Annotated in this window: 19 protein-coding genes; 11 read left to right on the forward strand and 8 right to left on the reverse strand. The window is 65.4% G+C overall.

The features are described from left to right. Positions 1–154: 154 nt before the first annotated feature. The 4 genes from JG746_RS02965 to JG746_RS02980 are packed head-to-tail and all read left to right on the forward strand — an operon-like array spanning position 155 to position 3,451. The gene (locus tag JG746_RS02965; protein ID WP_202356816.1) at positions 155–1,036 is read left to right on the forward strand and encodes a branched-chain amino acid ABC transporter permease; all 882 of its coding nucleotides are present in this window, start codon (positions 155–157) and stop codon (positions 1,034–1,036) included. After that, entirely contained in the window at positions 1,033–1,995 is a 963-nt protein-coding gene (locus JG746_RS02970) for a branched-chain amino acid ABC transporter permease (protein WP_202356817.1), read from the forward strand. Before JG746_RS02965 ends, JG746_RS02970 begins: the two co-directional genes overlap by 4 nt. Next, complete coding sequence (locus tag JG746_RS02975; RefSeq protein WP_202356818.1) at positions 1,992–2,717, forward strand: ABC transporter ATP-binding protein; 726 nt, start codon at positions 1,992–1,994, stop codon at positions 2,715–2,717. Before JG746_RS02970 ends, JG746_RS02975 begins: the two co-directional genes overlap by 4 nt. Continuing rightward, the gene (locus tag JG746_RS02980; protein WP_202356819.1) at positions 2,714–3,451 is read left to right on the forward strand and encodes an ABC transporter ATP-binding protein; all 738 of its coding nucleotides are present in this window, start codon (positions 2,714–2,716) and stop codon (positions 3,449–3,451) included. The genes JG746_RS02975 and JG746_RS02980 overlap by 4 nt, the downstream gene beginning before the upstream one ends. On the opposite strand, the gene JG746_RS02985 is transcribed toward JG746_RS02980, so the two are convergent. Next, positions 3,452–4,903: a sodium:proton antiporter gene (locus tag JG746_RS02985; protein WP_446721153.1), complete on the reverse strand. Its 1,452-nt coding sequence runs from the start codon at positions 4,901–4,903 to the stop codon at positions 3,452–3,454. A 7-nt stretch (positions 4,904–4,910) separates the two neighbouring features. Beyond that, positions 4,911–5,525 carry a bifunctional nicotinamidase/pyrazinamidase gene (pncA, locus tag JG746_RS02990; RefSeq protein ID WP_202356820.1) on the reverse strand — a complete coding sequence of 205 codons (615 nt, stop codon included), beginning with the start codon at positions 5,523–5,525 and terminating at the stop codon, positions 4,911–4,913. Positions 5,526–5,822: 297 nt separating this feature from the next. On the opposite strand from pncA, the gene JG746_RS02995 reads away from it, so the two are divergent. The 6 genes from JG746_RS02995 (at position 5,823) to JG746_RS03020 (ending at position 12,974) form a co-directional block, all read left to right on the forward strand. Then, positions 5,823–6,686, forward strand: a complete 864-nt coding sequence (locus JG746_RS02995) for an FAD binding domain-containing protein (RefSeq protein WP_202356821.1) — start codon at positions 5,823–5,825, stop codon at positions 6,684–6,686. A 68-nt stretch (positions 6,687–6,754) separates the two neighbouring features. Further along, entirely contained in the window at positions 6,755–9,514 is a 2,760-nt protein-coding gene (locus tag JG746_RS03000; protein WP_202359245.1) for a molybdopterin cofactor-binding domain-containing protein, read from the forward strand. Further along, positions 9,511–11,055, forward strand: a complete 1,545-nt coding sequence (locus JG746_RS03005) for a 6-hydroxynicotinate reductase (RefSeq protein ID WP_202356822.1) — start codon at positions 9,511–9,513, stop codon at positions 11,053–11,055. The genes JG746_RS03000 and JG746_RS03005 overlap by 4 nt, the downstream gene beginning before the upstream one ends. Then, on the forward strand, positions 11,055–11,939 hold the full coding sequence (locus tag JG746_RS03010) for a UPF0280 family protein (RefSeq protein WP_202356823.1): 885 nt from the start codon (positions 11,055–11,057) through the stop codon (positions 11,937–11,939). Before JG746_RS03005 ends, JG746_RS03010 begins: the two co-directional genes overlap by 1 nt. Further along, positions 11,932–12,516, forward strand: a complete 585-nt coding sequence (locus JG746_RS03015; RefSeq protein WP_140889906.1) for an amino acid synthesis family protein — start codon at positions 11,932–11,934, stop codon at positions 12,514–12,516. The genes JG746_RS03010 and JG746_RS03015 overlap by 8 nt, the downstream gene beginning before the upstream one ends. Then, positions 12,513–12,974: a MarR family winged helix-turn-helix transcriptional regulator gene (locus tag JG746_RS03020; protein WP_202356824.1), complete on the forward strand. Its 462-nt coding sequence runs from the start codon at positions 12,513–12,515 to the stop codon at positions 12,972–12,974. The genes JG746_RS03015 and JG746_RS03020 overlap by 4 nt, the downstream gene beginning before the upstream one ends. Positions 12,975–13,245: 271 nt before the next feature. Here the strand turns inward: JG746_RS03020 and JG746_RS03025 are convergent, their stop codons facing one another. Genes JG746_RS03025 through JG746_RS03035 form a run of 3 tightly spaced genes read right to left on the reverse strand, consistent with a single transcriptional unit; the run spans position 13,246 to position 17,110 of the window. After that, a complete protein-coding gene (locus JG746_RS03025; protein WP_202356825.1) occupies positions 13,246–14,211 on the reverse strand; it encodes a substrate-binding domain-containing protein in 966 nt (321 codons plus the stop codon). Next, positions 14,208–15,527 carry an ABC transporter permease gene (locus JG746_RS03030; protein WP_202356826.1) on the reverse strand — a complete coding sequence of 440 codons (1,320 nt, stop codon included), beginning with the start codon at positions 15,525–15,527 and terminating at the stop codon, positions 14,208–14,210. Before JG746_RS03030 ends, JG746_RS03025 begins: the two co-directional genes overlap by 4 nt. After that, on the reverse strand, positions 15,524–17,110 hold the full coding sequence (locus JG746_RS03035) for a sugar ABC transporter ATP-binding protein (protein ID WP_202356827.1): 1,587 nt from the start codon (positions 17,108–17,110) through the stop codon (positions 15,524–15,526). Before JG746_RS03035 ends, JG746_RS03030 begins: the two co-directional genes overlap by 4 nt. Before the next feature lie 220 nt (positions 17,111–17,330). Here JG746_RS03035 and JG746_RS03040 point away from each other — a divergent pair, with 220 nt between their 5' ends. Continuing rightward, on the forward strand, positions 17,331–18,350 hold the full coding sequence (locus JG746_RS03040; protein ID WP_202359246.1) for a LacI family DNA-binding transcriptional regulator: 1,020 nt from the start codon (positions 17,331–17,333) through the stop codon (positions 18,348–18,350). Between the two features lie 15 nt (positions 18,351–18,365). Here JG746_RS03040 and JG746_RS03045 read toward each other — a convergent pair whose 3' ends face one another. The 3 genes from JG746_RS03045 to JG746_RS03055 all read right to left on the reverse strand — a co-directional run bounded on the left by JG746_RS03045 (position 18,366) and on the right by JG746_RS03055 (position 21,070). After that, positions 18,366–19,160, reverse strand: coding sequence for an inositol monophosphatase family protein (locus JG746_RS03045; protein WP_202356828.1), 795 nt, complete (start codon positions 19,158–19,160; stop codon positions 18,366–18,368). Between the two features lie 78 nt (positions 19,161–19,238). Further along, positions 19,239–20,240, reverse strand: coding sequence for an LLM class flavin-dependent oxidoreductase (locus JG746_RS03050; RefSeq protein WP_202356829.1), 1,002 nt, complete (start codon positions 20,238–20,240; stop codon positions 19,239–19,241). Beyond that, a complete protein-coding gene (locus JG746_RS03055) occupies positions 20,237–21,070 on the reverse strand; it encodes an arylamine N-acetyltransferase family protein (RefSeq protein WP_202356830.1) in 834 nt (277 codons plus the stop codon). Before JG746_RS03055 ends, JG746_RS03050 begins: the two co-directional genes overlap by 4 nt. Positions 21,071–21,110 lie beyond the last annotated feature (40 nt).

Raw genomic sequence — 21,110 nt, forward strand, 5'->3', positions numbered from 1 at the left:
TCACCCTCCCCTTTGTGGGGAGGGTCGGCGAACGGGCTTCGCATTTTGCAAAGCCTGTGAAACGGGGTGGGGGCTGCAATGGCCCGTGCCCCACCCCCCACCCGACCGCTTCGCGGTCACCCTCCCCACGTGGGGGAGGGTAAGGCGCCCCTGAATGCACTTCGGACCGCACCTCCTCCTCGCAGCCCTTGAAGGCCTCGTCACATCAGCCGTGCTGGCGCTGACCGCACTCGGGCTGTCGCTGGTGTTCGGCGTCATGCGGGTGGTCAATGTCGCGCATGGCGAGTTCTTCATGCTGGGCGCGGTGCTCGCCTGGGCGATCTCGACGGCGATATCGGGCCATCCGGCGCTTGGCTTCCTGGCGGCGCTGGTGATCGCGCCGCTGATCGTCGGCGCTATTGCGCTGGTCGCCGAACGGCTGGTGCTACGCCGGCTCAACTACAATCCGGAAGCCACCATCGTTGCCACCATCGGCATGCTCTACATCATCCAGCAGCTGGCGCTGAGCTTCTATGGCCCGGAGGCGCGGCCGGTCGAGCCGCCCTTCAGCTACCGCATCCTTTTGCCGTGGTTCGGCTATTCCGGCTACAAATTGTCGATCATCGCCGCGTCGGCACTTCTCTTGCTCGCCACGTGGCTGGTGCTGACGCGCACCAGGATCGGCCTGATCATGCGCGCCACACAGTATGACAGCGAGACGGCGCAGGCCTTCGGCATTCCAGTCGACCGCGTCTATGGCGGCGTCTTCGCGCTTGGGGCCATGCTGGCGGCGGTTGCCGCGGTGCTGATCGTGCCGATCAGCCAGGCGCACTACCTGATGGGGCAGGACCCGCTGCTCTTGTCCTTCATCGTCGTCATCATCGGCGGCCTCGGCTCGCTGCGCGGCACTGTCGTCGCCGCCGTGCTGATCGGGCTGTCCGACGGCATCATCTCGATGTTCTTCTCGCCGACCCTGGCCAAGATCATCGCCACGCTGCTGGTCGCCATGGTGCTGGTGTTCCGGCCGCAAGGCCTGTTCGGGACGGCGTCGCGATGAGCGAAGCTTCGCCGGCAAAGGCCTATTCCCTGCATCTCGGCGTCATCGCCCTGCTCTTCGCGCTGAGCTTCGTGCTGCCTGAGTACTATCACGGCCTGCTTGCCCGCATCATGGTGCTGGCTGTGTTCGCCATGGGCTACAACATGCTGTTCGGCTATGTCGGCCTGCTCAGCCTCGGCCACGCCATGTTCTTCGGCGCCGGGCTTTACGGCGCCGGCCTTGCCATCATCCAGCTCGGCTGGGGCGTACCCATGGCCTTTGCCGCCGGGATCGCTTGCGGAGCGATGCTGGCGCTGGTGATCGGCCTGCTGGCCCTGCGCACCACGGGTGTCGCCTTCATGATCGTCACCATGATGTTCGCCCAGGTGTTTTATCTCTTGATCCTCTACTTCGCGACATGGACCGGCGGCGATCAGGGCCAGGTCGTGCCGCAGCCGGCGCGCGTGCTAGCTTTCGGCGCGACCTCGCTCGACCTCACCAACCCGACCGTGCGCTACATGAGCGCGCTGGCGCTGTTCTCGCTCGTGCTTCTGATCACGCTGGCGATCGTCCGCTCCCGCTATGGCCGCGTGCTGGTCGCCATCCGCGAGAACGAAGAACGCACCAAGATGCTGGGCTACGACACCTTCTCCAACAAGCTGATAGCCGTGGTCGTCTCCGGAACGATCTGCGCGGCCTCGGGGGCCGCCTATGCGCTGCTGTTCGGCTATGTCGGATCGAGCTTCGCCTCGGTGCAATATTCGATCCTGCCGCTGCTCTGGGTGCTGCTCGGTGGCGCCGCCACGACGCTTGGGCCGCTGATCGGCACGGTCTTCATGTACTATGTCATCGACGTCACCAGCGGCTACACATCGGCCTATCTGCTGATCGTCGGCATCGCGCTCATCCTGCTGGTGCTGTTTTTCCCCAAGGGCATTCTCGGCACCATCCGCCAACGCTGGCTCGGGTGGCTGCCATGACGCCGCTCTTGACCACCAAGGGCCTGTCGCGCCATTTCGGCGGCCTGCGCGCCGTCGACAGTGTCGATTTCACCTTGATGCCGGGCGAAATCCGCGCCGTCATCGGCCCCAATGGGGCGGGGAAAACCACCTTCGTCAGCCTGGTCAGCGGCCGCATCCAGCCGTCTTCCGGAGCGATCGTCTTCGACGGCGCCGACATCACCGGTCAGCCGGCCTATGTCAGGGTGCGCCAGGGCATCGCCTACACGTTCCAGATCACCAGCGTCTTCGCCAACCTCAGCGCCTACGACAATGTCGCCCTGCCGGTGCAGCGCACACTGAGCGATGGCCGCTCCAAGGGTGCAGTGAAGGCCGGCGTCATGACGGCGCTTGAACGCACCGGGCTGGCCGACCGCGCCCATATGCCGGCCGGGCAATTGTCCTACGGCCACCAGCGCCTGCTGGAAGTGGCGATGGGCCTGGCGTTGAAGCCGCGCCTGCTGATCCTCGACGAACCGACGCAAGGGCTGGCAGACAGCGAGATCGACAATTTCATCGTGCTGGTGCGCGACATCGCCAAGAGCGCCACGGTGCTACTGATCGAACACAACATGCCCGTCGTCATGCAGCTCGCCGACCGCATCACCGTCTTCAACGCCGGCAAGATCCTGGCCGAAGGCACGCCGGAAGCCATCCGCGAAAACGCGGCGGTGCAGGAAGCCTATCTGGGGACCGCCCCATGAGTGAGACGAACAAGGCCGAGGCGGCCAAGGCGGAAGCGTTGCGGATCGCGGGGCTGGATTGTTTCTACGGCGAGGTCCAGGTGCTCTATGGGCTCGACCTCGTGCTGAACAAGGGCGAGGTGCTGTGCCTGTTCGGCCGCAACGGCGCCGGCAAGACGACGACGTTGAAGGCGATCATGGGTCTGGTTCCTTCAAGCGCCGGCTCGATCAAGCTCGCCGGCCCGGAATTGACCGGCCTGCCGGCGCATGAGGTGCCGAAGGCCGGCGTCGCCTATGTGCCGCAAGGCAGGCGGCTGTTCGCCGAGATGACGGTGGCGGAAAACATCGAGATCGGGCTGATGGCGCGCGGCAAGGGCAAGGCGACGCGGGAAAACGTCCTCGACCTCTTCCCGCTGCTGCGCCAGCGGCTACGCCAGCGCTCGGGCACACTGTCGGGCGGCGAGCAGCAGATGCTGGCCATGGCGCGTGCGCTCTGCCTCGAACCGCAGGTGCTCTTGCTCGACGAGCCTACGGAAGGGCTGATGCCGTCGATGATCGCCAAGATCCGCGAGACGGTGGCTAAGCTGCGCGACATGGGCGTCTCGACCATTTTGGTGGAGCAGCGGGTCGACGCGGTGCTGTCGGTCGCCGACCGCGTCTCGTTCATCGAGAACGGCCGCAACCGCGAGACGGTGGATGTCGAGGAATTGCGCGCCGACCCATCGGCGGTCAGGCGCTATGTCGGCGTTGGCTGATCAGCCGAAAAACACAAAGCCCGCGATCAAAAAGGTCGGGATCAGCACCAGGCCGGACCACAGCATGTAGCCGAAGAAGCCGGGCATCTTCACGTCACGCTGCCGGGCGATGGCGTAGACCATGAAGTTGGGCGCATTGCCGATATAGGTGTTGGCGCCCATGAACACCGCACCCGCCGAGATCGCGGCGAGCGTCGAGGCGAACTCGGTCATCAGGTGGCGTGGGTCGCCACCGGCCAGCTCGAAGAACACCAGATAGGTCGGAGCATTGTCGAGGAAGGACGACAGTGCTCCAGTCAGCCAGAAATAGGCGAGATCGTTGGGTGTGCCTTGCGCCGAGGTGACCAGCGCGACCAGCGGCGCCAATGCGCCCTCGTGACCGGCTCTCAAGATGGCGATGACCGGCACGATGCAGATGAAGATGCCGGCAAACAATTTTGCCACCTCCGCGATCGGACCCCAATTGAAGCCGTTCGCCTCGCGGTATTCTTTGCGCGAAACCGCCAGCGACACGAAGGCGAGCGCCAGGATGATGGCGTCGCGCACCAGGTTCTGCAGTTCCAGCGTCACGCCTTGGATGGAGAAGGTGACGTCGGGCTTCCACGTTGCCGACAGCAGGATGGCACCGATGACGCCGGCCAGCAGCGGAATGTTGGGCAGGCCGCGGATGCGAACCTTCGAATCCGGCGTCGGGTCCTTGATCTTCGGCGCGCCGGCTTCGCGCCGGTGCAGGATGACGTCGATCGCCAGGAACACCGCCAGCACCACACCGCCGACGAACAGTGTCTCACGGTAGAGGTTCGCGGTCGTCCAGAAGAAATCGACGCCGCGCAGGAAGCCGACGAACAGCGGCGGGTCGCCGAGCGGCGTCAGCGAGCCGCCAATGTTGGAGACCAGGAAGATGAAGAAGACGACGACATGGGCGTTGAACGGCCTGGCGTCGTTGGCGCGGATGATCGGCCGGATCAGGATCATCGAGGCGCCCGTCGTGCCGATGACCGAGGCGAGCAATGCGCCGACCAGCAGCAGCGCGGCATTGACCAGCGGCGTGCCGTGGATGTTGCCGGCGACCAGAATGCCGCCCGAAATGGTAAACAGCGCAAACAGCAGGATGATGAAGGACATGTATTCGGTGAGCAGCGCGTGCAGCACCGCCTCGGTCGCCGACGGAATGCCAAAGGCGAGCGCCAGCGGTACGACCACAAGCCCGGCCCACAGGGCCGCGATCTTGCCGTAGTGATGTTCCCAGACATGGTGGAACAGCAGCGGACCGGTGGCGATCGACAGCAGCAGGCCGGCGAAAGGCAGCGCCCACCACAGCGACATCGGGGCGCCGGGCAGAGCGTGGTCCTCGGCCGCGAAGGCTATTTCCGGGAACAGCGTGACGACAGCGATGGCAGCGCCCGCCGTGACGCCTGCGATAGTCCCCTGAAAGCCCCCTTGCCGCCCCACCGTCCGTTCAGTCCGACAAATGGTCTTCAAGCGTCACGCCGGCATCGCGCATACGCCGCAGCATGGCATCGAGCGAGCCGTTGAGATCGATGCCGCGGCAGGCGTCGAGCCGGACGGTGGTCTTGAAACCCTGGCTGACGGCGTCCAGTGCCGAAAAGCCGACGCAGAAATCGGTCGCCAGGCCGACCAGGGTGATGGTATCGATGCCGCGCTCCTTGAGGTAGCCTCCGAGGCCGGTCGGGGTCTTGTGGTCGTTCTCGAAGAAGGCCGAATAGCTGTCTATGGCAGGGCGAAATCCCTTGCGGATGACGAGTTCGGCCTTGGTCCAGGCAAGGCCGGAATGGAAGTCCGAGCCGAGGCTGCCCTGGATGCAATGATCCGGCCAAAGCGTCTGCTGGCCATAGGGCATCTCGATCATGGTGAAGGGCTGCGCGCCCGGATGGCTTGAGGCAAAGCTCGAATGGCCGGCGGGATGCCAGTCCTGCGTCAGCACGACATGGTCGGCATGCCGGATCATGTCGTTGACCAGCGGCACGATCTCGTCGCCGCCGGTCACGGCCAATGCGCCACCAGGGCAAAAGTCGTTCTGCAGGTCGATCACAACAAGCGCTTGGTCGGCCATTGGGCCTCCTTCTTCTCTGCTTTGGGCTCAGGCTCCAGTAGAAAGATGCCGCGAACGCGACCGGAGGCAGAAACTTGACCAGATGGCCGGCCGCGTCAACCTCCGAAGGCGTAACAATCTCGTTGCATGAACCATGGCAAGCACGACAGCCCAAACTCTGGCTTTGACAATTTCCACCGGCTTGATATCATTTGCATACGAATGAATTTCCGGTTTGCGGACCGGCAAGATCATGCCCGGGGTAAACGCCCCGGGAGGGCCATTTCGGGGAAGGCCCACTCTCTGGGAAGGCAAAGCGTGATCCGTTACGCGAAACCCACCTCGGTCGATGAAGCGCTCGCTTTGCTTGGCGAAGGCGTCTGGCGCATCCTTGCCGGCGGCACGGATTTCTATCCGGCGCAGGGTGCCAAGCCATTCCGCGACAATGTCCTCGACATTAACGGCCTCGCCGCGCTGCGCGGCATCGCCGAGACCGATGACCATTTTGTCATCGGCGCGCGCACGACCTGGACCGACCTCATCCGCCACCCCTTGCCGCCGGCTTTCGATGCGCTGAAACAGGCCGCGCGCGAGGTCGGTTCGCCGCAGATCCAGAATGTCGCCTCGGTCGCCGGCAATCTCTGCAACGCCTCGCCGGCCGCCGATGGCGTGCCGGGCCTGCTCGTGCTCGATGCCGAGGTCGAATTGCGTTCGGCGGCCGCCACGCGTCATCTGCCCCTGCAGGAGTTCATTCTCGGCAACCGCCGCACGGCTTTGCAGCCTGGCGAAATGGTCACGGCCCTCCGCGTACCGAAGCCAGCCACTGCCGGCGCGTCGGCTTTCGTCAAGCTCGGCGCCCGGCGCTATCTCGTCATTTCCATCGCCATGGTGGCGGCGCGCCTGGTCGTCGACAACGGCACGGTTGCCGAGGCGGCCATCGCCGTCGGGTCCTGCTCGGCTGTCGCCAAGCGGCTTGCCGGCGTCGAGACCGTCATACGCGGGTTGCCGGCCGATCATGGGCTCGCCGATGCGATCCAGTCCGCGCCGATGACGGAACTGTCGCCGATCGCCGATGTGCGCGGCAGCGCCGAATACCGGCTCGACGCGGTGCGAGAGATTGTTGCGCGGGCCGTGCTGACGGCCGCCGGAGCGACGAACGATCATATGGTGGCGGCGGCATGAGACAAGCTCAGCCTGACATGAACCAGGTTCTGCCTGAAGTCAGTGAAGCGCTGCCTGACCTGGGTGGGATGCTGTCCGGCCTTGAACGCGCCGACATTACTTTCGCGGTCAATGGCGCCGCCGTCTCGGTCAATGTGCCGCCGTTGCGCCGGCTGTCCCAGGTGCTGCGTGACGAATTGCGGCTTACCGGCACCAAGGTCGGCTGCGACGCCGGCGATTGCGGCGCCTGCACGGTGCTGGTCGACGGCGATCCCGTCTGCGCCTGCCTGATGTCGGCAGCCTCGGCCGCCGGCGCATCGGTGACGACGGTCGAGGGGCTCGCCAATGGCCGGCTTTCGGCATTGCAGGCCTCTTTCCTCGCGCATGGCGCGGCGCAGTGCGGCATCTGCACGCCGGCGCTGCTGGTGGCGGCGACAGCGCTGCTGGACACGACGCCTATGCCAACCGAGACCGAGGTGCAGGATGCGCTGGGCGGCATACTGTGCCGCTGCACCGGCTACCGGAAAATCATCGCGGCGGTGATGGACGCCTCCCAGCAAACGGCAAACCTTGATTTCCGTCTGCCTCAATCCGGCCATGCGATCGGCGCGTCACCGGTCAGGCTCGACGGCGTACCCAAAGTCACCGGCGATGAGAAATTCGGCGGCGATTCCTTCCCGGCCGATGCGCTTGCGGTGCTGGTGGTCCGCTCGCCGCATTATCATGCCGGCTTCGCTTTCGGCGATCTCGACGGCTGGGTGAAGGCGCATCATGGCGTCGTTGGTGTGTTCACGGCGGCCGACATTCCGGGCAGAAACTGTTTCGGCGTCATCGGCCCGTTCGCCGATCAGCCGGCCCTGGCCGAAGGGTTTGCACGTCTTCGCGGCGAGGCGGTGGCGCTGATCGCCGGCGAGCGCGAGGCGATGCTTGATCTCGATCTGTCGGATTTCCCGGTCCGCTGGACCGAACTGCCGCATGTCCTGCAGCCCGGCGAGGCGCAGGCCAAGGGTGCGGCGCTGATCCATAGCAACCGCCCTTCGAACCTGCTGACCTCCGGCTTCGTCGAGCGCGGCAAGCCCGAGACAGCGCTTGCCAATGCGGCCGTTACCGTGACGGGCGCGATCGACACCTCCTATGTCGAGCATGCCTATATCGAGCCGGAAGCCGGCTATGCTTACCTCGATGGCGACACGCTGGTCGTCGTCGCCTGCACGCAGGCGCCCTACATGGACCGCGACGACACGGCGAAGGTGCTCGGCCTGCCCATCGAAAAGGTGCGCATCGTGCCGACCGCCACCGGCGGCGGCTTCGGCTCAAAACTCGACGTTTCGCTGCAGCCGCTGATCGGCCTCGTGGCGCTGAAGACCGGCCGGGCGGCGGCACTCGCCTACACCCGCAACGAATCGATGATGTCGACGACCAAGCGCCATCCGGCCGAGATGAAAGCGACGATCGGCGCCGATGCCGACGGCCATGTCACCGGCATGATCTTTGCCGGCGATTTCAACACCGGTGCCTATGCCAGTTGGGGACCGACGGTCGCCAACCGCGTGCCGGTGCATGCTTCCGGCCCCTATGCGACGCCGAACTACCGCGCCGAGGGCCGTGCCATCCACACGCACGGGCCGATCTCCGGCGCCTTCCGTGGCTTCGGCGTGCCGCAGGCGACGATCATGCAAGAGACGCTCTATGACGAGCTGGCCGGCAAGCTCGGCATCGACCGCCTCGATTTTCGCTTGAGAAACTGCCTTCGGAACGGCTCCGAAACGGTTACCGGTCAGAGGCTGGAGTCGGGCGTCGGCATTGCCGAATGTCTGGAGGCCTTGCTGCCGCATTGGGCGCGGGCGGTGGCTGATGCGGATGCTTTCAACATTGCCAGCCGCGATAAGAAGCGCGGCGTCGGCGTCGCGTCCTGCTGGTATGGCTGCGGCAACACCTCGCTGCCCAATCCATCGACCATCCGGGTCGGCATTGCGGCTGACGGCACGGTCATCCTGCACCAGGGCGCCGTCGACATCGGCCAGGGCTCGAACACCGTCATCACCCAGATCTGCGCCGACGCACTTGGCCTGCCGCTGGAGAAATTCCGGCTGAAGAGCGCCGACACGGCGATCAGCCCCGATGCCGGCAAGACGTCCGCATCGCGCCAGACTTTCGTGACCGGCAAGGCCGCCGAAAAGGCCGGGCGGGCCTTGCGCGACAAGATCCTGCGCTTCGCCAATGTCTCCGAAAAGGCATCCCTGCAACTGGACGGCGCGGCGATCGTCATCCGCGAGGGCGAGGCCACGCGCCGCATCGACCTCGCCTCGCTCGATTTGGATGCCGACGGCTTCGTCTTCAGCGCCGAGGAGACCTATGACCCGCCGACGCTGCCGCTCGATGCAAGGGGCCAGGGCAAGCCCTATGCCGTCTACGGTTACGGCGCGCAGATCGCCGAACTCGAGGTCGATCTCAAGCTCGGCGCGGTGAAGCTGATCAAGATCACCGCTGCGCATGATGTCGGCAAGGCGATCAACCCGCTGCTGGTCGAGGGCCAGATCGAAGGCGGCATCGCGCAAGGCATCGGCATGGCGCTGATGGAAGAGTACATTCCCGGCCGCACCGAAAACCTGCACGACTATCTCATCCCGACCATCGGCGACGTGCCGCCGATCGAGACCATTCTGGTCGAGGTTCCCGATCCCGAGGGGCCGTTCGGCGCCAAGGGGCTGGGCGAGCATGTGCTGATCCCGACGGCGCCGGCGATCCTCAACGCCATCCGCCACGCCACTGGCGTACTCGTCACCAAGGTTCCGGCGACGCCGACGCGCATCCGCGCTGGCATCCGCGAAAAGGAGGCACGCGCATGAGCGAGCTTGCCGAGCGCTTCGAGACCCATGATCCCGGCGAGAAGCTGGTGGCGGAGAAGATCCGCTGCGATGCCTGCCCGGTCATGTGCTACATCGCCGATGGCCGCACCGGCGCCTGCGACCGCTACGGCAATGCCGGCGGCCGGATCGTGCGCATGGACCCGCTGACCATCCTGGACCATGCGGCCGAGACTGGCGCGGCAATCGTGCCCTTCGTCGCCGAGGGCGAGGCTTGGGACGGCGAACTGGTCAACACCGGGCGCCGCTTCGTCACGGCAATCGGTGCCGGCACCACCTATCCCGACTACAAGCCGGCGCCGTTCATCGTCAGCCAGGAGGTCGAGGGCGTCGATCTGGTCACCGTCGTCACCGAAGGCATTTTTTCGTATTGCGGCGTCAAGGTGAAGATCGACACCGACCGTCATCTCGGAGCCGAAACGGCAATCGTGCGCTCGCAAGGCGAGGCCATCGGCCATGTCACGACGGGCGAATACGGTTCGCAGATGCTGTCGCTGGGCGGCGTGCATCATTTGACCGGCGGCTCCAAGGCGGAAGGCCGCGCCACCTGCGACGCGCTGCTCAATCTGTGCAACCGCAAGCCGGTGGACCTGACCATCGACGGTGGCGCCACAATCATCGTCGAAGCCGGCAAACCACCCGTTATCGACGGCAAGCAGGAACACCGCATGCGCGTCGGCTGTGGCTCGGCCACGATCGGCATGTTCGCCACGCAATGGCGCGGGCTGGTCGACGAGGTGGTGGTGGTCGACGACCACATCACCGGCGTCGTCTCCGAGCATCAGGCCGGCAAGGTGCTGGGCTGGCAGGATACGGGCATAAAGATCATCGGCCGCCGCTCGACGCCGGGCCGCTATTTCAAGGTCTCCGAGCCTGGCCTCGGCTGGGGCGGCACCTCGATTTCCGATCCGTTGTCGATTCTCGGCGAATGGAACGCCAAGAAGGGCGCACGGCCGGGCCTGTCGCTCCTGATGGTTTCGACCACCGGCGAGCAGTTCGCCTATTACGAGCTCGACGACGAGCTGAAGCCGGTGGAGAAGCCATTTCCCGAGCGGCTGCGGAAGTCGGTCAATCTGATCGAGGACAATTGCGAACCGGCGCTGTGCACCGTGCTTTTTATCGGCGGCGCCGGTGGCTCGCTGCGCGCCGGCGTCACCGAAAACCCGGTCAATCTCACCCGTTCGGTGCAAGGGCTGAAAACGTATGTGACGGTCGGCGGCGCACCGGTCTATGTCTGGCCCGGCGGCGGCATCACGCTGATGGTCGATGTCACGCGCGTACCGGAAGGCGCCTTCGGCTACGTGCCGACACCGGCGCTGGTGGCGCCGATCGAGTTCACCTTGCGCCGCGACGACTATATCAGGCTTGGCGGCTACGAGGCCGAGATCCGCAGCGTCGAGGATATCGTCGCCAAGGGCGGCGAGTATCTCAATCCGCGCCGCGGCACCGGCGCGCCGTCCGACAATCCCTGGCCGCCGCTGGCGCAATTGCGGCGCGCCGCGTCGAACGACGGGACCGGATGATGGACGGCCCGCAAGCGCATTGGCTGCAGGATGGCAAGCGGCTGCATCTCAACCATGGGCCGATCGACCTGATCGTCGAGGCCTTTGGCGAAGTACAGGAATGCCGCCTGGCCTACGAGCAAGCCATCGCGCGGTTCCAGACGATCCTGATCGAGCTGGTGAGCGAGCTTCCCGAATTGCGGCTCCCGGCGTTTTTCCTGGCCCCCCGCGCCTTCAACGGCCCGACGGCGCGCCGCATGGAAACGGCCGTCATGCCGCTGGCGGAATGTTTCATAACGCCGATGGCGGCCGTCGCTGGATCGGTAGCCGACGAAATGCTCGCCGCGCTGCTTGCCGGCCGCAGGCTCGAGCGCGCCTATGTCAACAATGGCGGCGACAGCGCCCTCCACATCGGAACGGGCCGATCGATCGGTCTGGCGGTCGCCGGCACCGGCAATGGCATGGCCGACCGGATCACGATCCGCGCGGAGGATGGCGTTCGCGGCGTTGCCACCAGCGGCTGGCGCGGCCGCTCGTTCTCGCTCGGCATTGCCGACGCCGTCACCGTGCTGGCGCGGACCGGCGCCGAGGCCGATGCGGCGGCGACGCTGATTGCCAATGCGGTCGACTTGCCCGGCAATCCCGCCATCAAACGCATTCCCGCACAGGACCTTGCGCCCGACACCGACCTTGGCGCGCGGCTGGTGACGCAAGGCGTCGGCGCGCTTGCGCCTGGCGAGGTGGCGCGGGCGCTGGACAATGGCCTTGCCGTTGCCGAAGATTTTCGCCGGCGCGGCCTGATTGCCGGATCGGCGCTGTTTCTGGGCGGTGAGGCCCGCATCAGTGGTTCCGTGGCGCTTGCCGCGCCCAACAAAAATCCGACGGAGGAAGTTGCCCATGCCTGAGTTTCCGATCCGCAAGATCGCGGTGCTGAGCGAAGAGATCTTTCATGAGGGCGGGCCGGTCGCGGACGTGCCGCGCCGCCGCGCGGCGGCCATGGCCGTCGTCAAGAACCCGTTCGCCGGGCGCTATGTCGAGGATCTGCAGAGCGCCATGGACGATCTGAAGCCGCTTGGCCTTCTGCTCTCCGACCGGCTGATCGCCGCACTGGGCGGCGACGTCAAGCAGATCGACGGCTACGGCAAGGGTGCCATCGTCGGCACGGCGGGCGAACTGGAACACGGCGCGCTCTGGCATGTGCCGGGCGGCTACGCCATGCGCGAGCGGCTCGGCGACGCCAAGGCGATCGTGCCGTCGGCCAAGAAGGTCGGCGCCTTCGGCTCGAAGCTCGACGTGCCGCTCGGCCACATCAACGCCGCCTATGTGCGCAGCCATTTCGACGCCATGGAAATCGGCATCAGCGACGGGCCGCGCCCCGACGAGATCCTGTTTTGCCTCGCCATGACTTGCGGGCCGCGCATCCACAACCGCATGGGGGGCCTTGCGGCCGACGGCATCAAGGCCTGGGACGGGCTGCGGTGAGCGGCGGCGACAATCTGCTCAAGCTGGTCGAGGCCGAAGAGCCCGAGGAGCAGGATTACCTCCTGCAGGAGCAGGTCGGCTTCATCCTGCGCAAGGCGCACCAGCGCCATGTCTCGATCTTCGCCGCGCATATCGGCGACCTGACGCCGCCGCAATTCGCAGCACTGGCCAAGCTGCGCGATGTCGGCGAGACCTCGCAGAACCAGCTCGGCACGCTGATCGCAATGGATGCCGCGACCGTGAAGGGCGTCATCGACCGGCTGAAGGCGCGCGGCCTGGTCGAGCTCTCCAAGCACGAGGTCGACAAAAGGCGACTGCTGGTCAATCTGACCGCCGAGGGCCGCGACGCGATCGAACGGCTGATCCCGCTGGCGCGCGAGATCACCAGGGAGACACTGGCGCCGCTCTCCACCAAGGAGATCGCCACCTTCATGAAGCTTCTGGCCAAGCTGGCGTAGCGTTGCCTTGCGGGTCTACGAGGGAGGGCAAGGCAGTTGGAGCACTTGCACTGTCAACGCCGGCGCCGCCCCTCATTGTCCTGCCGGACATTTCTCCCCGTATAGTGACGGGGAGAAAGACCCTGTCGTCAACGATTTCGCCAATTGTCTGCGTTGCAAAAAGGGTGCCGCCGGTGCGGCCAGTCCCCTTCTCCCCCGTCACTATACGGGGAGAAGGGGCCGGCAGGCGGAGGAGGGGCGGCGCCAACCGCCGCCTCCAAGGCTCACAATCTCACAACCCGTTGTCCTTCAGCACCTTGGCGGCGTTTTCCTTGGTGATCTTCTCGGTCGGCAATGTGATGGTCTTTTCGACCTTTTCGCCGTTGAGGAACTTGATCGCCTGACGCAGGCCTTCGGCACCGGGGGTGACATAGGTGAAGGTTGCCGTCAGTTCGCCCTTGTTCACCATTTGCACGCCTTCATTGGGCAGGCCGTCAATGCCGATGAACTTGATGTCCTTCTCGCGGCCGACGTCCTTGGCGGCGAGGTAGGCGCCGTAGGCCATCGGGTCGTTGTGGCCGTAAACGAGATCGATCTTCTCGTTGGTTTTCAGCGCGTTGGCCATCAGATTGTAGGCCTGGTCCTGCTTCCAGTCGCCCGACTGCTGGTCGAGCAGATATTTGATGCCCGGTTCCTTGTCGGTGAATTCATGGAAGCCGTCATGGCGGTCATGCGCCGGCTGGGTGCCCATGCCGCCCCAGATCTCGACGACATTGCCCGCCGCCTTGCCCTTGCCGCCGAGCAGTTCGACGGCATATTCGCCGGCCGCGCGGCCGATCAGCTTGTTGTCGCCGCCGACGAACTGCGTGAAGTCCTTGGTGTCGACATTGCGGTCGAGCACGAAGACCGGGATCTTGGCATCGATGGCCTGCTGCACGACGCCGGTCAGGCCGGCGGATTCCTTCGGCGACACCAGAAGCGCGTCGACTTCCTGGCGGATCAGGTTCTCGACATCGGCGACCTGCTTCTCGGTCTTGTCCTCGCCGTCGGTGATGATCAGCTCGACCTCGGGATGCTTGGCGGCTTCGGCAATGATGTCCTTGTTGAACTGGGCGCGCCAGGGCTCGATCGTGGTCACCTGCGAAAAGCCGATCTTCCACTTCTTGTCCTGGGCGAAGGCATTGGTCGAGAGCAGCGCGGTGGTGGTCAAAAGTGCCGCGCCGACAGCGGCAAGCTTCAGCATGTCACGTCGTTTCATTTCTTGTTTCCTCCGAGATTGAGAGACGGGGTCTCTTGCGACGGCCGCTTGGCTGCGGCCGTTTCCTTGCGCGCCGCTTGCCCGCCGGGCAGGCGCAGATAGGCCAGGAGATCACCGGCGTTGCGCTCCTGCACGAGCACGGTGCCGATGATGATCATCCCCTTCAGCACCAGCTGAAGGTTCGAATTGATGTTGTGGAGCTGCAATATGTTGGAGAGCAGCCCGAAGATCAGCACGCCGCAGAACGTGCCTATGAGGCTGCCGCGCCCGCCCATCAGGCTGGTGCCGCCGATGACCACGGCGGCGATGGCGTCGAGCTCCAGCCCGGCGCCGGCATCGGGCTTGCCTTGCCGGTACTGCGCCACATAGAGCACGGCGGCGATGCCGGCGAGCAGGCCGGAGATGGCATAGGTGGCGATCTTGACGCGGCCGGCGGCGATGCCGGAAAGCCGTGCAGCCTCCTCATTGCCGCCGATGGCATAGACGTAGCGGCCGAACGGCGTGAAGCGCAGCACGGCGCCATAGATCAGGATGGCGCCGAGGAAGAACAGGCCGGGCATCGGGATAACGCCGAACACCAGCGAGCGCAGCATCTCGAAATCGGCGGTGGCGTTCGAGCCGGTATAGACGGGCAGCACCGCATTGTTCTGGCCGGCGGTGAGCCGGGCGATGCCGAGCGCCGTCACCATCATCGCCAGCGTGACGATGAAGGGTTGCAGCCGTCCGGCAACGATGATGAAGCCGTTGATGGCGCCGAACAACAGGCCAACGCAGGGCGCCACCAGCAACACGCCGAGCACGCCGAATTTGGGTTCGATCTGCGGCAGCAGGTACCACAGCGAAAGGCAGCACAGGACCACGCCGACGATAGCCGGCGTGACCAGGCCGCGAACATTGTCCAGCCTGATATCACGCGCGGCGGCATCGGGACCGGCGCGGGATTTTTGCAGATTGAGGAAGATGAAGCGGGTGACGACGAAGCCGAGGCAAAGCGCCACCAGGGCAACGGTCGGCACGCCCAGAACGACACCCGGCGTCACGCCCGGCACCGTCAGCAGCATGGCACAGACCACCGAGCAGATGGCCATCAGGGAGCCGACGGAAAGGTCGATGCCGCCGGTGATGATCACTGCCGTCATGCCGGTGGCGATCAGCCCGGTGGTCGACACCTGACGCAGCACGTCGAGCAGATTGCCGTAGGACAGGAAGATGTTGTTGCCCTTGGAACTCACCGGCGAGCCCAGCACGCCGATCAGGAAGATGGCGATCAGGCCCCAATAGAGCTTGGTCCGGGACAGAAGTTTCAGGGCAGTCATGCGGCAGGTCTCGACAGGGTGCGGCGCGGGGCGGCGAGGCGCATGATCGCCTCTTCGCTGGCCGCATCGCGGGACAGAATGCCGGTCTGGCGGCCATCGGCCATCACCAGGATGCGATCCGATAGATGCAGCAATTCCGGCAGTTCGGAGCTGATGACGGCGATCGCGAGGCCATCGCGCGCCAACTGGAAGATGAGGTCGTAGATCTCGCGCTTGGCGCCGACATCGATGCCGCGCGTCGGCTCGTCCAGCAACAGCACGCGCGGCCTCGTCGCCAGCCATTTGGCGATGACGACCTTCTGCTGGTTGCCGCCCGACAGCGTGCCGGCGGACTGGTCGATGTCCTGGCAGCGTATGCCGAGCGCCTTGACCGCCTGTCGCGCCAGCCCCTGTTCGCCGGCCAGCGAGCGGATGCCGAAGCGCGCCAGCGATCCGACCAGCGGCAGCGCGACATTGTCCGTTATCGAGGCCTGCAGGTGCAGGCCTTGCGTCTTGCGGTCCTCGGTGACCAGCGCAATGCCCAGGCGCCTGGCATCGCGCGGCGAGCGGATGTCCACGGGCAGGCCGTCGAGCCGGATCTCGCCGCCGGTCCGGCCGTCGCTGGAGCCGAAGATCGCTTCCATGATCTCGGTGCGGCCCGAACCCAAAAGGCCGCCTATGCCGAGGATTTCTCCGGCTGCCAGATCGAAGCTGACGCCGTCGATCACCTGCCGCCAACCCTGGCGGTCGGGCTTCGACAGCGACAGATTGCTGACCGAAAGCACGGTCCTGCCGCCGGGATCCCGCTCGTGCTGGGAGGATGCGAGCAGGTCCCGTCCGACCATCGCCGAAATGATGGCATTCTCGTCGAGTTCGGCCATCGGCCGCGTCAGCACGTGGCGCCCGTCGCGGAAGACGGTGACACGGCCGGCCAGATGCATGACCTCGTCGATGCGGTGCGAGATGTAGACGATGGCGACGCCGCTGTCGGCAAGCTGGCGGATGATGCGGAACAGCCGCTGGCATTCGGCCGGCGACAGCGCCGAGGTCGGCTCGTCCATGATCAGGATGCGCGCCGACATCGACAGCGCCTTGGCGATTTCGACCAGCTGCTGTTCGCCGACGCGCAGGGCGCCGACGCGCGCTTCGGGGTCGAGTTCGATGCCGAGCCGCTGCAGAAGGGCGCCCGCGGCACGGCTGCTCGCCTTGCGGTCGACGATCAGCCCGGCGATCAGTTTCTCGCGTCCAAGGAAGATATTGTCGGCGACGCTGAGTTCCGGCACCAGGTTGAGCTCCTGGTGGATGATGGCGATGCCGGCATCCTCGGCCTCGCGCACGCCGGCGAAGCTGGCCGGCCTTCCATCGACGCTGACCGTACCTTCATAGCCGGTATAGACGCCGGACAGGATCTTCATCAGCGTCGACTTGCCGGCGCCATTCTCGCCCATCAGGGCATGGACCTCGCCACGCCGCAATTCGAAGCCGACATCGACCAGGGCGGCGATGCCGCCGAAGCTCTTGGAAATGCGCTCGGCGCTCAGGACGACATCGGAACGGTCCGTCGCCGCGGCATGCCCATGGGCGATGGAATCCCTGTGCTCCATGACAATGGCGGCCTCCCTTCCGTCGTCGTCAATCTCGCCTAAACGCTATTCTAAACGTTTCGATACTGTCAAGCCGCTATCTGAAAGCGGAGGATTGTCCCTTTTCAATTCTTGCGAAAAACCTTGATATTCCGTAGGTATAGCTAACGGGCACGGGCGAAACGTTTCGAAAATGACAGCAAACAAGCGGACGAGACAGCGGAAATCGACGGCGCCGACCATGCTGCATGTGGCCGAGGCGGCGCGTGTCTCGGTCGCCACCGTTTCGGCGCTGATCAACGGCACGGCGACCGTCAGCCCTGAGCTCAGCCAGCGCATCGAACAGGCGATCCGCGATATCGGCTACAAGCGCAATGCCATCGCCCGCAGCCTGAAGATGGGCACGACGCGCACCATAGGCCTGACCGTGCCGCACATCACCAACCCGTTCTTCACCGATGTCGTCTCGGTCATCCAGCAGGCCTTCGACCGTGCCGGCTATGCCGTCATGCTGTGCTGCACCGACGAGGATCTGAACACGCAGGACGACCAGATCCGGCTGCTGCTCGACCGCATGGTCGACGGGCTGATCGTGGCCCGCGTCGGCGATGGTGCGATCCTCAAAGGGATCGTCGATGCCGCCAACGTGCCGGTCGTGTTGCTCGACCGCGTCTGCGAGGGTGTCGACACCGATACGGTGGTGCTCGACAACCAGCGCGCGGTGTTCGATGCCATCACCTATCTGATTAATCTCGGCCACCGGCGCATCGGCTACATCACCGGCACATCCGACATTTCGCCGATGCATGACCGCATGACGGGCTATCGCGAGGCGTTGCACGCCGCCGGCCTGCCGGTGGCCGAGGAGCTCGTCCGCTCCGGCAACTTCCATGAGATCGACGGCTACAACGCAACCATGCAGCTGCTGTCGCTGCATGACCGGCCGAGCGCGATCTTCTCGGCCAACAACCCGATGGTGATCGGCACCATGAAGGCGATCCGCGACATCGGCCTGTCCTGCCCGGAGGATATTTCGGTCGCCTGTTTCGACGATTTTCCGTGGTCCGACGTGTTCCAGCCGCAGCTGACCACCGTGGCGCAGCCGGTGCAGGCAATCGGCGAACAGGCGGCCAATCTGCTGCTTGACCGCCTCGCCGGCAACCGGGACGCGCCGCCGCGCAAGCTTGTGCTCAAGGGCCGGCTGATGATCCGCAATTCGTGCCGGCCATTGGGGGCAATCGCGCAGAGCGTGAATGCCTGAACGACGGGCGCCGGGTCAGGGCTTGAACACCCCGGAACAAAGCGCCTGCAGCTTCGAAAAGACGCCCTTGCCGCCGGTGATGACCTGCGTCCCGCTCTGCAGCACCGTTTTGCGATCAGCCTTCAGCACGGTGCCGCCGGCTTCCTCGATCAACAGCATGCCGGCCACGCAGTCCCAGGCGTTCATGTGTTCCTCGACATAGCCAAGTAAGCGGCCCGAGGCCACATAGGCCAGCATCAGGGCGCCAGACGCATTGCGGAAGAAGACGCCGCCTTCGGCAAGGAGCTTCTGGATCAGCACAGCGATGTTCCCGGCTTCGGCGCGGTTCGAGAATCCGGTCCCCACCGAGCCTTCTTCCAGGCTGGTCGCCGCACTTGCCTTGATCGGCCTGCCGTTGATGAAGGCGCCGCCGCCGAGCCTGCCGTGGAACGTCTCGCCGGTCGACGGTTCGTGAATGACGCCGACGACCGTCTCGCCGTCCTTTGCGCACGCGATCACCACGCACCAGGCCGGAATGCCGCGCACGAAATTGGCGGTGCCGTCGATCGGGTCGATGACCCAGACATGGCCGGTCGAACTGGCGACGGAGGCATGTTCCTCGCCGACGATGCCGTCCTGCGGATAATCCCTGGCGATCGCCGCACGGATGAACAGCTCGACCTCGCGGTCGGCTTGCGAGACCAGGTCCTGATGGCCCTTGCTCTCGATGGTCAGGCTTTCCAGATCGCGGAAATATTCGAGCCCGAGTTCGCCTGCACGGCGCGCCAGATCGATGGCGAACTGCGTGCGGGCGTCAAGATCATGGGTCACGGGAAAGCTCGCTGTTGCTGGGGATGCGCCGCACTTAGCAGAGCATCGCTGCCGGCAAAAGCACCTGGCGGATAAATGTCAGGCCGCCTGCGACAGCGATTTGTGAGCGTCAGCCAGGATCTCGAACGACCGCACCCGCGCCGCGTGATCGAAGATCTGCGCGGTGACCATCAGCTCGTCGGCGCCGGTGCGGCGCACGAAGGCATCGATGCCCTGGCGCACCGTTTCGGGAGAGCCGACGACGGCGCAGGACAGCGCCTGGCCGAGCATGGTCTTGGCCATCGGGTCGAGATCCCTGTCATAGTTCTCGACCGGCGGCGGCAACCGTCCGGGCCGGCCGGTGCGCAGATTGACGAAGGCCTGCTGCAGCGAGGTGAACAGCAGCCGCGCCTCGGCATCGGTGGGCGCGGCAAAGACGTTGAGGCCGAGCATGACATGCGGCCTGTCGAGCTGTTCCGACGGCTGGAAGCGCGAGCGATAGATGTCCAGCGCATGGTCGAGCTCGGCCGGCGCGAAATGCGAGGCGAAGGCATAGGGCAGGCCGAGCATGGCGGCGAGCTGCGCGCCGTAGAGGCTGGAGCCGAGAATCCAGATCGGCACGGTCTGGCCCTCGCCCGGCACGGCGCGCAAGCGCTGGCCTTCCTCGGCGGGGAGGAAATAGCCCATCAGCTCGACGACATCCTGCGGGAAACTGTCGGCGCCGGCCTCGAGGTTGCGGCGCAAGGCGCGCGCGGTGTTCATGTCGGTGCCGGGGGCCCGGCCGAGGCCGAGATCGATGCGGCCGGGAAACAGGGCGGCCAGCGTGCCGAACTGCTCGGCGATGACCAGCGGCGCATGGTTGGGCAGCATGATACCGCCGGCGCCGACGCGAATGGTTTTGGTGCCGCCGGCGACATGGGCGATGACCACCGATGTGGCGGCGCTGGCAATGCCCGGCATGTTGTGGTGCTCGGCCAGCCAGTAACGCTTGTAGCCCAGCCGCTCGGCATGGCGGGCGAGATCGAGCGAATTGGCCAGCGACTGCGAGGCATTGCTGCCTTCGACGATCGGCGACAGGTCGAGAACAGACAATTCGGTCATGCGTTGATCTCCACGATCTTATTCTCACGCACCCTGGCCTCGAAAGCCGTGCGGTCGGGAATGATGATGCCGAGCCGGCCTTCCAGCGTGTCGGCGAGTTCGGCGGCGGTGGCGATCTCTGTCTGCTCGGTGCGGCCGCCAAGGTGATGGATCGACAGGCGGTTGCCGCGCAACGCGTAGCGCCGGTCCGGCGCGGCGCGCGCCGCTATGACAGTGCTGAGGAAATGCGATGTCGGGCTGGTCGACAGGAAATAGTTGGTGACGGAATAGTCGACCTCGTATTGCGGCTGCAGGTCGAAGCGGTAGAGCGAGCGCCAGTCGCCGCCGATGGCGGCCTGCAGGCGGAAATGATCGCCGGCCTCGACGATGCGGAATGTCTCGTGCGGGGTCGCCTGTTCGCGGCCCGGCTCGAGCAGCAGCGGCGCGGTCAGGGTCAGGCCGCCGAAGCCGACATCGGCGATATAGGTCCGGCCATCGAACTCGACGCGCAATAGCATGTGGCTGCGCGCGGTGATGGCGTCCTCGCTCTGGCCCCAGAGCACGCGCGCGGCCAGACCGACCACCTCGAAACCAAGCGCCCGCAGCGCATGCATGAAGAGGAGGTTGTGCTCGAAGCAATAGCCGCCACGCCCGCCAAGGACGATCTTGTCCTGCAGCGCGGCAAGGTCGAGCCGAACGGGCTGGCCGAGAAACGGATCGATGTTTTCGAACGGGATCGCCTGCGGGTGCAGGAAATGCAGCACCTTCAGCGTATCCAGCGATGCATCCCGCGGACCGGCGTAACCGATGCGGGCGAAATAGGCGTCGAGGTCGAAGGGAACGTCGTTCATCGGGAAGGGGCACCGGCCATTGTCCGGCCGGATATAGGCA

This window comes from Mesorhizobium sp. 113-3-3, from assembly GCF_016756495.1.
Classification (GTDB): Bacteria; Pseudomonadota; Alphaproteobacteria; order Rhizobiales; family Rhizobiaceae; genus Mesorhizobium.

Coding starts and splice junctions, on each gene's coding strand:
- JG746_RS03000 (WP_202359245.1), top strand. CDS start 6,755: ATGCTGTCCGGCCTTGAACGCGCCGACATTACTTTCGCGGTCAATGGC.
- JG746_RS03015 (WP_140889906.1), top strand. CDS start 11,932: ATGCCTGAGTTTCCGATCCGCAAGATCGCGGTGCTGAGCGAAGAGATC.
- pncA (WP_202356820.1), bottom strand. CDS start 5,525: ATGGCCGACCAAGCGCTTGTTGTGATCGACCTGCAGAACGACTTTTGC.
- JG746_RS03035 (WP_202356827.1), bottom strand. CDS start 17,110: ATGGAGCACAGGGATTCCATCGCCCATGGGCATGCCGCGGCGACGGAC.
- JG746_RS03050 (WP_202356829.1), bottom strand. CDS start 20,240: ATGACCGAATTGTCTGTTCTCGACCTGTCGCCGATCGTCGAAGGCAGC.
- JG746_RS03055 (WP_202356830.1), bottom strand. CDS start 21,070: ATGAACGACGTTCCCTTCGACCTCGACGCCTATTTCGCCCGCATCGGT.
- JG746_RS02980 (WP_202356819.1), top strand. CDS start 2,714: ATGAGTGAGACGAACAAGGCCGAGGCGGCCAAGGCGGAAGCGTTGCGG.
- JG746_RS03005 (WP_202356822.1), top strand. CDS start 9,511: ATGAGCGAGCTTGCCGAGCGCTTCGAGACCCATGATCCCGGCGAGAAG.
- JG746_RS02965 (WP_202356816.1), top strand. CDS start 155: ATGCACTTCGGACCGCACCTCCTCCTCGCAGCCCTTGAAGGCCTCGTC.
- JG746_RS03040 (WP_202359246.1), top strand. CDS start 17,331: ATGCTGCATGTGGCCGAGGCGGCGCGTGTCTCGGTCGCCACCGTTTCG.
- JG746_RS03010 (WP_202356823.1), top strand. CDS start 11,055: ATGGACGGCCCGCAAGCGCATTGGCTGCAGGATGGCAAGCGGCTGCAT.
- JG746_RS03030 (WP_202356826.1), bottom strand. CDS start 15,527: ATGACTGCCCTGAAACTTCTGTCCCGGACCAAGCTCTATTGGGGCCTG.
- JG746_RS02970 (WP_202356817.1), top strand. CDS start 1,033: ATGAGCGAAGCTTCGCCGGCAAAGGCCTATTCCCTGCATCTCGGCGTC.
- JG746_RS03025 (WP_202356825.1), bottom strand. CDS start 14,211: ATGAAACGACGTGACATGCTGAAGCTTGCCGCTGTCGGCGCGGCACTT.
- JG746_RS02975 (WP_202356818.1), top strand. CDS start 1,992: ATGACGCCGCTCTTGACCACCAAGGGCCTGTCGCGCCATTTCGGCGGC.